General features: G+C 45.0%; 14 protein-coding genes. 8 read left to right on the plus strand and 6 right to left on the minus strand.

The window, feature by feature from the left end:
* Positions 1-16: 16 nt before the first annotated feature.
* Entirely contained in the window at positions 17-3349 is a 3333-nt protein-coding gene (locus tag F6K38_RS07845; protein WP_287356424.1) for a valine--tRNA ligase, read from the minus strand.
* 322 nt (positions 3350-3671) lie between these two features.
* On the opposite strand from F6K38_RS07845, the gene F6K38_RS07850 reads away from it, so the two are divergent.
* Positions 3672-4010, plus strand: a complete 339-nt coding sequence (locus F6K38_RS07850) for a P-II family nitrogen regulator (RefSeq protein ID WP_008186144.1) — start codon at positions 3672-3674, stop codon at positions 4008-4010.
* Between the two features lie 152 nt (positions 4011-4162).
* Here F6K38_RS07850 and F6K38_RS07855 read toward each other — a convergent pair whose 3' ends face one another.
* The 4 genes from F6K38_RS07855 to F6K38_RS07870 form a co-directional block, all read right to left on the minus strand.
* Positions 4163-5635, minus strand: a complete 1473-nt coding sequence (locus F6K38_RS07855) for a zinc ribbon domain-containing protein (protein WP_287249093.1) — start codon at positions 5633-5635, stop codon at positions 4163-4165.
* A gap of 188 nt (positions 5636-5823) precedes the next feature.
* Entirely contained in the window at positions 5824-6399 is a 576-nt protein-coding gene (rdgB, locus tag F6K38_RS07860; RefSeq protein WP_353837853.1) for an RdgB/HAM1 family non-canonical purine NTP pyrophosphatase, read from the minus strand.
* A 213-nt stretch (positions 6400-6612) separates the two neighbouring features.
* Positions 6613-8055: a phosphoglucomutase/phosphomannomutase family protein gene (locus F6K38_RS07865; protein ID WP_008186138.1), complete on the minus strand. Its 1443-nt coding sequence runs from the start codon at positions 8053-8055 to the stop codon at positions 6613-6615.
* A 356-nt stretch (positions 8056-8411) separates the two neighbouring features.
* Positions 8412-8867, minus strand: coding sequence for a hypothetical protein (locus F6K38_RS07870; RefSeq protein WP_229414579.1), 456 nt, complete (start codon positions 8865-8867; stop codon positions 8412-8414).
* A gap of 185 nt (positions 8868-9052) precedes the next feature.
* On the opposite strand from F6K38_RS07870, the gene F6K38_RS07875 reads away from it, so the two are divergent.
* The 3 genes from F6K38_RS07875 (at position 9053) to F6K38_RS07885 (ending at position 11206) form a co-directional block, all read left to right on the plus strand.
* A complete protein-coding gene (locus F6K38_RS07875; RefSeq protein ID WP_008186133.1) occupies positions 9053-9883 on the plus strand; it encodes a photosystem II manganese-stabilizing polypeptide in 831 nt (276 codons plus the stop codon).
* Positions 9884-10224: 341 nt separating this feature from the next.
* On the plus strand, positions 10225-10365 hold the full coding sequence (locus F6K38_RS07880) for a hypothetical protein (protein WP_154659842.1): 141 nt from the start codon (positions 10225-10227) through the stop codon (positions 10363-10365).
* A 64-nt stretch (positions 10366-10429) separates the two neighbouring features.
* On the plus strand, positions 10430-11206 hold the full coding sequence (locus F6K38_RS07885; RefSeq protein WP_008186130.1) for an RNA polymerase sigma factor SigF: 777 nt from the start codon (positions 10430-10432) through the stop codon (positions 11204-11206).
* A 47-nt stretch (positions 11207-11253) separates the two neighbouring features.
* Here the strand turns inward: F6K38_RS07885 and F6K38_RS07890 are convergent, their stop codons facing one another.
* Complete coding sequence (locus F6K38_RS07890; protein ID WP_131826839.1) at positions 11254-11478, minus strand: hypothetical protein; 225 nt, start codon at positions 11476-11478, stop codon at positions 11254-11256.
* Between the two features lie 52 nt (positions 11479-11530).
* Between F6K38_RS07890 and F6K38_RS07895 the strand changes: the two genes are divergently transcribed.
* The 4 genes from F6K38_RS07895 to F6K38_RS07910 all read left to right on the plus strand — a co-directional run bounded on the left by F6K38_RS07895 (position 11531) and on the right by F6K38_RS07910 (position 16284).
* On the plus strand, positions 11531-12496 hold the full coding sequence (locus F6K38_RS07895) for a hypothetical protein (protein WP_287356426.1): 966 nt from the start codon (positions 11531-11533) through the stop codon (positions 12494-12496).
* Between the two features lie 292 nt (positions 12497-12788).
* Positions 12789-13085 carry a hypothetical protein gene (locus F6K38_RS07900; protein ID WP_008186125.1) on the plus strand — a complete coding sequence of 99 codons (297 nt, stop codon included), beginning with the start codon at positions 12789-12791 and terminating at the stop codon, positions 13083-13085.
* Positions 13086-13103: 18 nt separating this feature from the next.
* Complete coding sequence (hisS, locus tag F6K38_RS07905; RefSeq protein WP_008186123.1) at positions 13104-14387, plus strand: histidine--tRNA ligase; 1284 nt, start codon at positions 13104-13106, stop codon at positions 14385-14387.
* Positions 14388-14754: 367 nt separating this feature from the next.
* A complete protein-coding gene (locus F6K38_RS07910; RefSeq protein ID WP_008186121.1) occupies positions 14755-16284 on the plus strand; it encodes a hypothetical protein in 1530 nt (509 codons plus the stop codon).
* The last annotated feature ends 123 nt before the right edge of the window (positions 16285-16407 follow it).

Genomic DNA, 16407 nt, shown 5'->3' on the forward strand with positions numbered 1-16407 from the left:
TTTGATTGAAATATGATTAAAGTCTATTTAAGCGATCGCGTAAAATAGACTCTTGCTTTTTCGCCTCAGCTAATGCCTCTTGAGCACCCTTAACCACTGCTTCTGGAGCTTTACTCACAAAGTTCTTATTACCCAGACGCCCAGACAAGGATTTGACTTCCGCCTCCACTTTACCTAAATTCTTTTCTAACTTAGCCCGTAGAGCATCCACATCCACCACACCAGTTAGGGGAATTAGCACCTCGACAGTGCCGACTACACCCGCCATGGTATTCTTGAGCTCTTGGTCCAAGGCTGGAGTGATGGTTAATTGATTGACCTTACCTAAGTCTTTGATATAGGCAAGACCCGCCTCCAAAATTTGACGTTCCTCACTGTTGCTGCTTTGCAGAATAACAGGTGCGGTCACCCCTGGTTTAATCTCTGCCTCAGCCCGGAGGTTACGGATAGTACGGATTGTACCAATCAGCAGCTCAAACCTTTGCTCTAGTTCTGAGTCAATTAGAGAACTTGGCGATATAGAAGAGCGGGTATTGCTTATTGACGAAAGGTCATGGTCTATTTTAACGTCTCCCTCTTCTATATCTTTGAGATCTTCTATATCTTTAATATCTTCTCCCTGTTTGATATTGCCATCAATAATTGCCATTTTCGACTCGATTTCCTTCAATTCCGAGGATTGCTGAGTTTCTTCCTTACCAACAATTTCTGCTTTGATGGATTGAATTTTTTCGGATAACTCTTGACGATTCTCAGCCTTGAGCACATAACGGGAAACAAACCAAATGGCATATCCTAGACCAATCAGTTCTAAACTAGTTGAGACTAAGGAAATGCGATTGAGCGCACCCACGAAGGCTGTGAGGATATTCAGGGCAATAATTACTCCCACAACCAACCCTGCTGCGATTATCGGTTCTTTGTAGTCCTCGAACAACTTCCTAGAAATTTCTGGCACTTTAAACAATACAGCTACACTTTGCTTAGAGATTTCCTTTTCCTTAGACAAAGATGTTCCTGACCTCGGTGATTGGGCATCAGGATAATCGGATGTATTATCGGTTAGCAGTTCGCTCTCCGTTGTCTGTAGTTCCTCTTCCCCAGTTTGACCATCTAGGTACTCTATAGGATAAGGTTGTAGCGCCAACACCTCCCCAGATTTATGGGTCAAGGTGTGCCAGATTTCTTCAGTAATATGGGGCATGAAGGGATGGAGGAGCTTTAGGATACCCTCTAAAACGTAAGCTAGAGTTTGCTGTGCCACAACCCGCGACGGAGAATTGGCATCCTGACGCAGCCTAGGTTTTACCAGTTCAATGTACCAATCACAAAAATCACCCCAGATGAACTCATAAAGTCCCTTAGCCGCTTCTCCCAAGCCATAAGCATCTAGATCATCCCTAGTTTGACGCACCACTTGATGAAAACGGGAAAGAATCCAGCGATCGCATAATTCCAATGCCTCTACTGTTGGTTGACCCAACTCTTCGGGAGTCTTACCATCAAGGTTTAGCATTACAAACCGGGCTGCATTCCACAGTTTATTGGCAAAATTGCGGGATGCTTCTACAGAAGCTGACTCATCCGTCTTGCGGTCATACTCTAATCGGATATCTTGACCTGCACCTGCCACTTCCCGAACCAAGGTATAGCGCACGGCATCCGTACCATACTTGTCAATCAGGATTAAGGGGTCAATACCATTGTTAGCGGACTTAGACATTTTCTTATTGTTCTCATCCCGCACTAGCCCGTGGATGTAAACACTCTTAAACGGCATCTGACCCGTAAAATGTCTTGCCATCATGGTCATGCGGGCAACCCAGAAGAAAATGATGTCAAAACCTGTTACCAGGGTGGTAGTGGGATAGTAAGTCTTCAAATCCTTGGTCTGATCAGGCCACCCCATAGTAGAGAAGGGCCACAATCCTGAAGAAAACCAGGTATCCAGCACATCTGGGTCTTGCTCTAGCTTGACATTTTCTCCAAATTTTGCTATGGCTTTTTTCTTAGCCTCTGCTTCATGGTGAGCCACAATAAACGGAGTCTCGCTAGTGATTGTGCCATTGGTTTCACTCACCACATACCAAGCCGGAATTTGGTGTCCCCACCAGAGTTGGCGGGAAATGCACCAGTCTTTTAATTTCACCAGCCAATCTCGGTAGACCTTTGTCCAACGTTCCGGGATAAATACTGGTGAATGGTGCTGGTCAAGAGACTCTAGGGCTCTGTCAGCTAGGGGGCGAATTTTGACAAACCATTGCGTTGAGATTAGGGGTTCAACAGGAACCTTTCCGCGATCGCTATAGGGTACCGTATGTTTGTAGTCCTCTACCTTAAGCAACAGCTCTTCTGCTTCGAGCTGCTTCACCACATTTTTCCGGGCTTCAAACCGGTCTTGTCCTTGGAAAGGGCCAGCCTTTTCATTTAAGGTGCCATTCTTATTCATGATGTTAATGAATGGCAGACTATGACGCTGACCCATTTGAAAGTCATTAGGGTCATGGGCAGGAGTTACCTTGACACAACCGGTGCCAAACCCTGGATCAACCAACTCATCAGCAATAATCGGAATTTCTCGTCCCATAATTGGCAAGGTTACAGTTTTACCAATTAAATCCTGGTAGCGTTCATCATCAGGATTAACTGCAACCGCCGTATCCCCCAACATAGTTTCTGGTCTAGTGGTAGCTACTTCCACAAAACCATTGCTATCAGTCAGGGGATATCGAAAATGCCACAAATGCCCATCAACTTCCTTATTTTCCACTTCCAAATCTGATACAGCCGACTCCGAGGCTGGACACCAGTTGACCATATATTCGCCCCGATAAATCAGTCCCTGATCATAAAGTTGGACAAAGGCTTCAATTACCGCTTTCGATAAGCCTTCATCCATCGTGAAGCGTTCCCGCGACCAATCCACCGAGACTCCCAAACGCCTCAGCTGGTTAACGATGGTGCCACCTGATTCTTCCTTCCACACCCAAGCCCGTTCAAGAAACTTTTCCCGTCCCAAGTCATAGCGGGTTTTGCCTTCAGCTTCTAGCTGTCTATCGAGAATGGTTTGTACAGCAATACTAGCGTGGTCAGTTCCCGGTAGCCACAGGGTATTGCGTCCTGTCATCCGGTGGTAACGCACGAGGGTGTCAATCAGGGCACTCTCGAAGGCATGACCCATGTGCAACTTCCCAGTAACGTTAGGTGGGGGGATAACAACGCAGTAGGGTTCACCCTGGTGATTTGGGTCAGCTTTGAAGACTTGGTTTTCTTCCCAGTATTTTTGCCACTTGGCTTCGGTGGTTTTGGGTTCGTATTTGGTTGCCAGGGTGGGTGTGGTTGCGGTCATGCTGGGAATGGTGAATAGATGGGCTTACCTCAATTTTGCCACAGGCTCAAGGTATAGTTAAGGGAATGAACTGCAAAGACGGGAAGGATGCGTGCGGCATAAAAGCAGGGGAGCATGAGTTGGTGGGCAGTCACCAAATACCTGTGCAGCTAATATATCGATAAGTATAGAAAAGCGAGTCGTCTTCGCGGTTGATCAATCGAGATCAACACTTGAGAGTTACCCTATCAGCATTTACAAAAATTTCCACATCCACAGTCAGATAAAGTGTCATGCTTATCATATAACAAATGAATAGCAGAACAACTGAGGAGTTAGGAGCTTGAAAAAAGTAGAAGCCATCATCCGGCCATTTAAGCTGGACGAAGTCAAAATCGCCCTAGTCAACGCTGGCATTGTAGGAATGACAGTGTCTGAGGTCCGAGGCTTTGGACGCCAGAAAGGTCAGACTGAACGTTATCGCGGTTCAGAGTACACTGTGGAATTCCTACAAAAACTCAAAGTAGAAATCGTCGTAGAAGATGAACAAGTCGATATGGTCGTAGACAAAGTGATCGCTGCAGCTCGCACCGGTGAAATTGGCGACGGTAAAATTTTCATTAGCCCCGTCGATCAGGTGGTCAGAATTCGTACTGGGGAAAAAAATCTAGAAGCCGTCTAAATATCCTATATACCAATATACCAAGGGAGCTGAGGGATACTCTTAAACCGGTATAAGTTGGGATAAACCCAGATAATCCGGTCAAGGTGCAATTTATTGTTGTCCAAGTGAGGAGTGGTCGTACAGTAATTGGAGTTGAACCTCCCACTCGTCTATTTGGACGTTCCTGGCATCCCGGTCAGGAGTTGCTTGAAAGCCTGAGTTTTGCTATGTTTGGAGTCAAGCCAGCCAAGCTCAACTGCATCTAGCAAGCTCAGTCCCATACCTTTCAAGAAACGCGCGGTACGACGCAACAACACTGCCTGAACCTCAGCCCTAGAAGAGAACCGAGAAATTTCCTTGTCCGCACCCCTAGCAAGGATGTTCTTGGCGGCATTGTGGTCAGCCTGTAACACGACCCCATCAAATCCGGTAAAGTTATCCCCAGTCCTTTTCCCTAATAGGGTTCCATTCCTGGAGTCAACTTGCGACGTGTAACTAGGCTGAACTTCCGTGACAACCGAGCCAGTCCAATTCGCCCATTTATGCAAGGAGTCCCGCATAACTCCAATCATCCAACTATTGAGTTTGCGGGACATAGCCTTAGACTGACGCTTATTCTTAAACGGTTGTGTTAAATCTTCTGCAAATACTTTTAAGGATTTTTCATCAAAAAGAGACTTTGAGGCAGCTCCTATTATTGCCTTTAGTTCTGATTGGTTTCTCCTGTATCGTTTATTCTCGGTCTTTCTGCTCAGATTGTTTCTTAGTATTCTAGCAGACTTGGCTGAGTCTATCTTTTCTAGTTTCCGGTGAATAGCCCACAGCTTTCCTCTGTTTCGATTTTTTTTACATATTCTATCTGATTTTCTTGTAGCTACTTTACCTAGTCCTTTCCCGTGTCCCTGACCTTCTGAGTCATAGAATGCTTCAGTGTATCCCTTGTCTACTCCAATACTCTGACGGTCGGCAGGTATTTCTGAAGTGCCATGGTTTACTAAGAAGTGAATTTCAAATCTTTGCTGAAGTTTGTTGTAGATCAACCTAATCTGTCCTTTGATTTTTCGATTAGATCTGACCACTATCCTGTTCCTCTTCCCTCTCCTTAATCCCGCCAATTCCAGTTGATAGGTATTACGAGAGAGTTGCTGGCAGCTATAACCTCCTTGTTGATAAACTATCTGGTTCCTAACCCAAGAATGTCCTTTTTGGAACTCTTTTCTTACGAGTCTGTGCAGCAATGAACTTTCTAGGAAAGTCAAGGTTTTTAGTTGTTGACAAAGCTCTTTTCTGGTTTTTTTATTCTTATCTCCAGGAAATTTACGATAGACCTTCTTTATTACTACCTCTATACAGGCCGCCTGGCTCGCTGTAATGGCCTTGGCTACATCGCTAACCGTCCATTCCATCAATTTAGAGGGTAGTCCCAATGATTCGGGAGGTCTAAAACTTCTAACTTCTGGGTAAGCTTTCTTCCAGTCAAGTCCCCAATAGCTAATGCTACCTAGCTTGTTGTAAGACTCAGACCTAACTACCCCCAGCTTTTTCATAGTAGACAGCAACTCAATTTCAACCGATCCAGTCATCCCCACTACTGGGACAACTTGAGTTGATATCTTTTTTGTTGCTCCTACTTTCTTTGGCATTATCAACAGCTAAGTCCTATACCTTGATTATACACTAGCGCTATAAAAATATCCATGTCCATTTCATGCTGTTAAATACTGATTTATCCCTATTTTTAGGGGTTTAATTGCGAGGCACAGTTTACCGAGTTAGCGTGCCTCAGTTGATTTTTATAGGGAATTGACGGTTTAAGAGTATCCCACGCTAGTTAACCTAAATGTTTCAACTGAGGCAGTAGTAATTCAAAAGCCTTGCCACGATGAGAGCAGGATCGCTTGATCTCAGGCTCCATCTCAGCAAAGGTCAACCCCTGCTCTGGAACAAAAAAAATTGGGTCGTAGCCAAAGCCACCAGTTCCCCGAGGAGCTGGCAAAATTTCCCCCCGACAAATCCCTTCAGCTTGAAAAGCGATCGCACCATCTGGACGAGCAATCGCCACTACACAAACAAACTGGGCTTGCCGATTCACTTCCAAACCTAGCTCCCCCAGTAGCCGCTCAATTCGCTCTTGGTCGGTTTTGCAATAGCGTCCAGAATAAATCCCTGGAGCACCATCTAGGGCATCAACTTGCAAACCAGAATCATCAGCAATTGCCCATTTTCCAGTTGTCTGGGCTACTACTGATGCCTTCAGACAAGCATTGGCAGCAAATGTATCCCCAGTTTCTTCAATCTCTAGCTCTGGTGGCTTTAACTGCAATTCCCAGTCCAAAGAATCTAGGTATGTCTGCATCTCCCGCAGCTTACCAGGATTGCCTGTAGCTACAACCAGCAATTTTGGCAGCAAATTTGGGGTTTGATGTTGGGATTTTGGATTACTCAAAGCAACAAGGTCAGATTGTTTGATCAAAGGTTAACTGGCAATCAGAGTCAATTCGATACAGTTCAAGCAGCGTTTAATGCCCGATTGTGATCTTACTTAACCATTGCCCAGATTTTCAATATCGCACCCAAAACCAGCTAACCCAAAATCCAACACTAATCCAACATTTCAACTCTAAAACTGACTGGCCCAATCTTTAGCCCAGTTCAAGGTTTGAGTTACCTGTTCAAGGGTAGCTGCTTCACAGTAGAGTCGCAATAAGGGTTCAGTGCCACTAAAACGAATCAGCAACCAGCTGTCGTTAGCTAAACGGAATTTGTACCCATCGGTGGTTTGGCAATCCACCACTGCCTGACCATTAATTTCTTGGAGAGGCTGAGTTTGTAATTGTTCTTGTATACGCGATCGCACTTCCATCCCCGATAGATGTAAATCGATCCGGTCATAGGCAGAAGCATAGCCAGTTTGCTCTTGGAGACTCTTGTAGAGTTCACTTAAGTCTTTTCCAGATTTAGCGATCGCTTCTAATATGTACAGTGCTGATAATAAAGCATCTCGCTCAGGAATATGGTTGCCATAGCCAATGCCTCCGGATTCCTCACCCCCTAGCAAAGCAGGAGTGGATAACATCCGGTCAGCAATATACTTGTAACCGATAGCAGTCTCATAAACTGGCAAATTATACAGTGCTGCCACTCTAGGAATTAGGTCAGAACCACTAAGGGTTTTGACCACTTCACCACTAAAGTTACGTCGTGATGCTAGATGTTCAATCAGGATGGGAATCAGGATTTGGGGGCTAAGGAAATTGCCCTGAGCATCAGCCGCTGCAATGCGATCGCTATCCCCATCAAATGCCAACCCAACCGCTAATTCAACACCCGGTTCGCGGTGGTGACTCTGGAGCGCTTCAAATAGCTCAGACAGATAACCGGGTAAAGGTTCTGGGGATTTGCCACCAAATAAGGGATCCCGTTCGGCCTTAATTTCGATAATAGGTACCCCAAGAATCTTGTTCAAGCCTCCTGCTGCTGCACCATTCATCACATGGGCAAAGACAGTCAGTTTACCCTGACTAATCAGCTGTTGAATCAGGGCAATATCAACCTTTTGTCTTAAGGCATCACAGTAACTTGACCATGGGTCAAAGGTCTTGATACTACCCTCTTTCTTAGGTGTAGCTGGTGCTTGAGAAAGTTTGGCTTCAATCTGTTTAGTTATTTCTAGAGGAACTGATCCACCAAACGCTCCTTTGACTTTTAAGCCTAGGTAATTGCCAGGATTATGACTAGCAGTAATTACCAAAGCTCCCAAAGCATTTTGGGACTTGGCTGCCCAACTGAAGGCTGGTGTAGGAGCATAACTGTTAGAGAGTAAGACATCAAAACCAGCAGATTGAACCACCTCTGCAGTTTTTTTGGCAAAGTCTTCTGCCATGAAGCGTCGGTCATGACCCACTATAATCGTTTGGCTACCCGTGGTTTCCCCATAAGCATCTGCCAGAACTTGAGCAGCAACAGGGGCAACTATTGCCAAGCGCTCGAAGGTAAAATCGGCGGCAATGATACCTCGCCAGCCGTCTGTCCCAAATTTAATTGAATCTCCGGCAATCGCCATAATAGTAGTATATACTTACTTAAATTTTAATACTCTGACGGCAAAATCCTAGCATTGGAAAGAGTTAGTGTCTTGCTGACCCGCCAAAGCTTGATCTGGCTTGTCTCGCTATTTTGTCGTCATCTAGTAGTACTGATAGTAGTTACTTAACTTAAGTCACTCTGTCGGGATTTTGTCCAGTGGGTGTATTGGCTCCCACCATTGACGTTGGGCTATTGCCTAGCACCGATGACTTGCTCAGCAAGCAAGGTTTTTCCTAAATTTAAGCGGGATATAGTCTGGTTTTCACGCTCTTCCGGACTCTTCGGTCTGTTCTAAATCTCTATCAATCATCCCAGGACTTGGGCAACAGTTTCCTAGTGGTCGTCAGTGATACCCTGCTTAGATCGGGCTGACTCAGGCAGCTTATTAAGTACAGAGATTAGATTCATGCGTTCAATATAGGGCCAACCACCCTTTTCTTCAATATCCTTTAGAAAATCATATAGTTTCTGGCGAGTATCCGGCAATGAGGCTTGAAATAACCCGTCTCGAATCTCGCCATGGACTTCCTCTAAACCCCTGAGTATAGCCAACAGCGCTAAGTTATCATCTTGGTAATTCTTTGCCAAAGAACGAAGATCAGCGCTAATCTCTAGTAATTTAGCCTGTAATTGCTCTGAATCCAAATCTTTATCCCGATCCATTCCATCAAATAACTGTCGCAGTAAAGGCGGCTCTTCCCGTGTACAATGCTCTAAAGAACAGCTGAGGCTCACGGAATCGGTGCCATTTTTGCATGCCCTATGCCCAAATGGCAGTAGTTCAACCAAATAACAAGCTTCCCGATAGTTTGTGTGTAGCCCGACTTATAACATGGGTGTGGTGTGAATTGTGGATCATACTGGTCAATGCCTAGAGGGCAGCAGCTGTTTAACTCCTATGGCACCAGCAACCCAATTCCAGAACCAACCTAACATACATTTTTAGATCTGATTATTGACGATTGAGATTGACTATGAAGTATCGTGCTTTGATTTGTGCCTTCCTCGCGTTATGTCTGGGGGTCTTTACAGCTTCCTGTTCTCCAGATGTAGCCAGCTTGGAAAGTATCGAAGGACTTACCTATGACCAGATTAAAAACACTGGTTTAGCCAATAACTGTCCACAGCTGTCAGAAATGACTCGGGGTGCTATTCCTGTAGACCCTGACCAGTCCTATGAGATTGTCGATATATGCGTACAGCCAACCAACTTCTTTGTCAAGGAAGAAGGAACTAAGCGCAAAGAGGCAGAATATCTTCCCGGCAAATTATTGACCCGTTATACCTCTAGCCTGGTTCAAGTGCGAGGAGACTTAGTTTTTCAAGAAGATGGTAGTCTGAAGTTTTTGGAAAAGGATGGTATAGATTTCCAACCCATCACTATTCAGTTGCCTGGAGGTGAGCAAGTCCCATTCCTGTTTACCATTAAAAAATTGGTTGCCACAACTGAGCCTGGTTTGGAGAGCATCAATGCTTCCACCGACTTTGTTGGTGATTTCTACGTCCCCTCTTATCGGGGTGCTGTTTTCCTAGATCCCAAAGGTCGAGGTCTGGCTAGTGGTTATGATAATTCGGTTGCTCTGCCATCTCAAGCGGATAGCCAAGAGTTTGCCAATGTTAAGAGCGCAGATGTGGGAGAAGGCACCATTGAGCTGCGCATAGCTCAAGTAGATAGCGAGAGTGGCGAAATTGCTGGTACATTCATAAGTGAACAACCCTCAGATACTGACTTAGGTGCTGATGAGCCAGAAGAAGTGAAAGTTCAGGGAATATTTTACGGTCGCATTCAACCAAAACAAGCATAGCTGACCTTGGTTTGAGTCTTGGAAGCCACTGACTCCCAGCATGGGAAATTGGCAAAAACGTTAATTGCTAAGGGGCGTATGCCCCTTTTTTGATCGGAATGTGGCGTTTTCGTTATCCTGTATGTATTATTAATAAACTTTCATCGTTTCTAATTCGGGATTCGGGTGAAATTACTGTTTTAATAAACTTAATGGTAAATCTACAATTAAAGCAATAACACTATGACCAGGGCGGTGCTTTTGGAGATTAATAAACTAAATTAACTAAATCACCTATGTTATCAAACAAAACTTTAGCATAAACCCACGCCAATAAAACTGAACCCCTTGATCGAAAAGGAATGCAACATAAGATCTTCCGGGGATTGGATCCGGGAAATCGTCAATCGGGAATCCGACAACCATTACCAATTCAACCTGACCCATTAGCAAAAGGGAGTAAAAATTTGTTGCAGCCATCCAGGATAATTGGCACGAGTTAGCGGTCTCATAGCCGATTGTGATCTAATTGTGATCTACTTGTAATCTACCACCTTCAACTTTGTTATGGCGACTAACCTTAACCATAAACTTAAGTATCAAAGCTTAACATTATTACAAAAGTACCAGCAATATCCTGACCCTGAACTTCGCAATCAGCTAGTTGCTCTCAATTTAGGACTAGTGAGGAGAGAAGCTCATCATTGGGTCAAGCAGTGTAATGAAAGCTACGAAGACTTACTTCAGGTTGGCTGTATTGGCTTAATTGTTGCCATAGAACGATTTGATTCCACCAAGGGCATAGCATTTAGTTCCTTCGCTATCCCCTACATTCGTGGTGAAATTCAGCACTATTTACGAGATCGGGGTTATTCAATTCGCATTCCTCGACGCTGGCTAGCCCTACGGCAAAAATCTGTGGAAATTACTCAAAATTTACGAGCAACGTTAAACCGGCAACCGACAGAAGAAGAAATAGCAGCAGCATTAAACATTTCCCTAGAAGAATGGCAAGAAATTACCCTAGCTCATCAAAATCGGGAACCTCTGAGCTTAGATACACCAGTGGGAGATTCAGAGGACAGAAACACCAGCTTGGGTGAGTTAGTGCCAGATCCTCGCTATCGCAGTTTTCAGCTGGCACAGGAAGACCAAATCCGCATTCAACAAGCCCTAGCTCATTTGGAAAAGCGCACTCGTGAAGTGCTGGAATTTGTTTTTTTACATGACTTGACCCAAAAAGAGGTAGCACAGCGCTTAGACATCAGTGTAGTAACGGTATCCCGCCGCGTTAAAAAAGGCTTGGAAGCTTTGCAAAAGTTAATGACACCGACACAAGATTAAGATTAATTTTCACTACATACATTATTATAAATATAATATAAAATTATCTAGAATCCTATACAGCTGGCAAAGTAACTGGACTCTAGTTGAGGTGCTTTTGGATAAAATAAGCTGACCACTGACGGCTGTTCGCATTCGCGCAGCGTAGCCTTTGGCCAAGGGTGAGCCTTTGGCAAAAGGCTGACGGCTGACCTGCCCACAGCCTTTTGCTTAGAGTCTCCAGTTTTGGAAATTTGCCAAAAAAATCCTATCTTCAAAGAAGTTGGTGCCACAGATCGATAACTTCAAGGGTATGCTCGGATAAAGCGTTATTTTTAGGTGGTCATGGGTAAAGTATCATGCATCGTATGGGTGAGTGTGCTGGCTCTGCTTATAGGAGGCTGTCAACCGGGGAGAAAGGCTGATCAAGTGGAGCCGACTACCCCTAAACCTACTCCGGTGGCTTCCCCGGATAGCACCAAACCTTCTCCTCCTGTAGCTGAATTTGCTCCTAAATCCCCGGAAAAACCGGAGCAGGAAAAGGTAATACCAATACCACCGTTGATCACAACCTTGCCAAGCAATGAAGTAAGAAATCGGATTGATAAGGGACGTCTTGACCCGTTTGCAGCAATTTCAGTGCAACCAGAGGTGGAGATTTTGCCCAATCCTGGCAGACCAAGTAGTTCCCCTACGAGGGTACAGCCTCTGATTCCTACACCACCAAGACCGGCTTTGCGTCCGCGTCCTGGGACAGGAAGTAGTGTAGCAGTAAAACCCACCAGCCCCTCAAGAGCTAGCAGGCCGACCAGCCCTTCAAGAGCTAGCAGGCCGACCAGCCCTTCAAGAGCTAGCAAGCCCGACCGTAAGGCTCCAAGCTCATCAATCCCTAGAAAGTCTCCTGGCTCATCAAGAGGAAATGTTTTGCCACGGCCCCAGAAAACTCAGCCTACACAGACGAGCAAAGCTAAGCCTGGTTCAAAACCAGACAATAGCTCTGTTGTCAAGGATGGTATCCCCCCTATCCCTCCTGAATTTGATCTGCAACTGCCAATCCTACCAGAACCAGAACTGGCATATAAGATCAGTGTCACAGGGGTAGTTGACAATGGTAGGGGTGTCTATTACGCTATCCTAGATGTCCCTAATGAGCCTAGTCGTAGCGTTCAAGCTGGACAGTTTCTATTAGGTGGACAAGTGCTAGTCAAGCGGATTGAAATGTATAGAGGCTTAGATCCAGTGGTGATTCTGGAAGAAAACGGTGTTGAAGTCTCTAGACGAGTTGGAGAAACCTCAACATCAGCTTCTTGAGGTAACCTTAGGGCACGGTGTTAGGTGTTAGGTAAGCATTCAGCTATCAGCCGTCAGCCATCAGCCATTCCCGTACCGTGGCCCAAAAGCCTTTGGCCTTGGCTGACGCTACTAATTGTGCTGATTTTATGAAAAAGTATTAGTAGCGTACGCTATGGGCATAAACTGTTGCAGTAGCGTTGCCACAGACCTTTGGCTGATAGCTGATACGCGACACGCTGATAGCTAAAGGTGTTAGAAATTGGGTTAATGGTTCTGCTACTTAATCCCTAATACAAGGTACCCTAGGATCATGGAGCAGTGTAAACTATTGCGTTATCAAATTAGTTGTCCTGGTTTACCCTTGGCAGTATATCGAGAGGTAGCTGCCCATTTACGGCAAGTGACAGGGGTAGACGCTGATTTACTACCCCAAACATCCCAGCAGTTTGATTACAATCAGAGCCAAGTTGGTGGATTGTGGATTGAGTATGCCGAGACTGCTGATAAATTAGAAACAGAACGGGTCAAGCAAATTTTGTCCTATTATCAAAATCGCTATGGTGCCTGGGAAGAAGACACTTCCGATGGTGGACAGCAGCTCACATGATGGGGAAGCAAAAGGTTAATGGGTTTAATCCAGGCTTTACGAGGAACACGGGATATCCTGCCAGACGAAGTGGGATATTGGCAGCAAGTAGAAGCGATCGCACAACAGATTCTCAATAGAGCGGCTTATCGAGAAATTCGTCCTCCCATTTTTGAGCGCACTGAACTGTTTGAACGGGGGATTGGGGAAGCTACTGATGTGGTGGGGAAGGAAATGTATACCTTCAACGACCGGGCAACCCCTCCTCGTTCGGTGACACTACGTCCAGAAGGGACAGCGGGAGTAGTGCGAGCTTATATTCAAAATAGCCTCTATGCTGCTGGTGGAGTACAACGGCTCTGGTATACCGGTCCGATGTTTCGCTATGAAAATCCCCAAGCTGGACGACAGCGACAGTTTCATCAATTGGGGGTAGAGGTGATTGGTTCTCGTGATCCGAGGGCAGATGCAGAAGTAATTGCGATCGCAATCGATATCCTAAATACCTTGGGTCTAGTTAACCTGAAACTTGACCTGAATTCTGTCGGTAGTACCGAAGACCGTCAACAGTATCGACAGGCTCTGGTAGATTACCTCACTCCTTACAAAGATGAGTTGGACGAAGATTCTCAAGACCGTTTAACTCGCAATCCCCTCAGGATTTTAGATAGTAAAGACAAACGTACTCAAGAGATTGCTCAGGATGCTCCGAGCATTTTAGACTACCTCAGTTCAGAGTCCCAAAGTCATTTTGATCAGGTAAAGCAGTTGTTGCAGGATAATGGGATTAGTTACCAGCTCAATCCTCGCTTGGTGCGGGGGTTGGATTACTACACCCACACTGCCTTTGAAATTATCTCTGATGACTTAGGCGCTCAAGCAACAGTTTGTGGTGGTGGTCGCTATGACGGATTAGTCCATGAATTGGGGGGAAATAAAACTCCAGCCGTTGGTTGGGCCATTGGTTTGGAGCGTTTAGTGATTTTGCTGCAACAACTGCAAGCATCACCAACCCTAGCGCTAGATTTTTATCTAGTATCCAGAGGTGAAGTAGCTCAAGCTCAAGGGTTGAAACTGGCTCAACAACTGCGCCAAGCTGGGTTGGCTGTAGAACTGGACTTGAGTGGAAGTGCTTTTGGTAAACAGTTTAAGCGAGCTGACCGCAGTGGTGCGGTGGCTTGTTTAGTGATCGGAGATGCTGAAGCTCAGAGCAACACAGTGAATTTGAAATGGCTGGCCTCTGGGGAACAAGAAACTATGACCCAAGCTGATTTATTGGATAAAACTGACCAGTTAAAAGGGCAGATAGAACAATTGCGTTGAGTGTTGAGTGTTGAGTGTTGAGTTGCTTAGGGTGCGTTAGGGGGGCCTTCATATTTCGCCTCGTAGCCAGGGTTAGGTTGTTGCCCGTAACGCACCTTCGTATGGGTAGGGTGTGTTAGGGGGGCCTTGATATTTGGCCTCGTAGCCAGGGTGAGGTTGTTGCCCGTAACGCACCACTGCTGGGTCAAACTGTTAGGAGATGCACCCTTGACTATTCAGTGTTAACACTCAATAACCTCCTATTATTTCGTAGTTAAATATCAATGGTTTGAGATAAGTCTGGGTATGCTTAGGTTATAAAGAAATGGGTTATCATCCTGAGGATGCTGCGCTACCATTTCACCTATAGAGTTCCCCAGCTGCTGCTATGCTACCAATACCTGATTACTTAATTGCCCTGACTGTAGTACTGGTGGTAATCCCATCAGTATTCGTAATTTTACTACGTTTTGCTCTCCATACCCATCTTTTATCCCTAGGGAAGCGAGTAAGAAGACTAATCCATGGACAGCCTCGTGGGAAAAAACCCAGAATTGTAGAGGAGCTAGAAAGACGGTTCTCAGATGCTAGCCGACATTTAGAGCAGGTCAATACAGGCGCATTAATTGACCAAGCCTACAGCCACGAGAAAGTTGTTGGCATCTCTTGTGACCAAATTGATTACATTGGTCGGATTATGCCTAGCTTACTGTTATCCTTTGGCTTACTAGGTACCTTTATCGGCATCACCATCAATTTGTTAGCACTGAGTCAAACAATCAGTCAGTCTGATGCTACCGATATCAATACTTTAGTTAACCAATTACAGCAACCCCTAGAAGGGATGGGGATTGCTTTTACCACTAGCTTAACTGCGATCTTTTTTAGTGCTGTCTTAACCGTAGTTAATGTCGCCTTCAATACAGGGCTAGCCAAAAATAATCTAATTAGTTACTTAGAAGACTACTTGGATAATATTTATCAGCCGACTTTAGTAGGGCAAACACGCCTGGATGTATTGGTTCAGGGGATGTCCAATATCTTTGACAACTTTTTGGCGAAATTTGGTCAGACTGTTCGAGAAGCAGTGGAATCCTCACTACGAGAAAAAGTTCAAGAAATTGCTGATGCTAACACTCAAGTGCTTAAAATAGCAGAAAATTCTTACAATAGATTCTTCCAAGCTGCTAGTACTATCGCCAGAAGTGCTGAGGAATTTCAGTTAGCTGCTGCTCAATTTACCCAAGTGGCTCAAACCTTCGAGCATAGCCAGTTTCCTCAAAAATTATCTAAGGCTACAGTAGATTTAACTAGAACCCAAAGCAGTTTCTCTGAGTCAGCCAGTATGCTATCCCAATCAGTCCAAGCTATGGGAGTAGCAATGGCTGAACTTCAACTTCATGGGGTTAAGTTGGTAAAATTGGCAGAAGAAATCAGTGCCCTCAGACAATCTTCTATAGATGTAGTGAAGCAGCATCATCACAGTCAACAAGCCTTAGGGAAGATTATCCCCCAACTTCAGCAAGGAGCACAGGGATTTCAGTCAGCGATCGCTAGGCTTGATCAATTAGAGCAACGGATTGTTTCTCGAAGCGATAGCTTGAGTGACGTTCAGGCTGAATTGGCTAAGTTAGTGTCAAATGTGAAAAGCTATACCGAAGGAGTAAGTCTGGGCATTCAGGCTTTAGGCGATCGCCTTGATCAAAGTCTTACTCAGCAAGCTAATACTGACCAGCATAATTATGAAATTATGCGACACAATCTTGAAAAAGTTGTCAATCATCTCAATAACACTAATCAGGAAATTGCTAAGATTAGCAAAAAAATGATTGAGTCCAATCAAGTCGATGGTTCAACTCGCATAACCCAAGATATGACTGTAGGAGAGCTAGTCAGGCGTTTGAGCAGTGAACGATAAACCTGGCAAATGACAAATAATCACGTAAGCTATCAGCTATCAGCTATCAGCTTTGTGGCACAGGCTTCGACGCTGGAACCTAACTCAAATTAAACGAATGCTTAGCTCTTTTCTTGATGCAAA

The sequence above is a fragment of the Moorena sp. SIO3B2 genome, assembly GCF_010692525.1.
GTDB lineage: Bacteria > Cyanobacteriota > Cyanobacteriia > Cyanobacteriales > Coleofasciculaceae > Moorena > Moorena producens.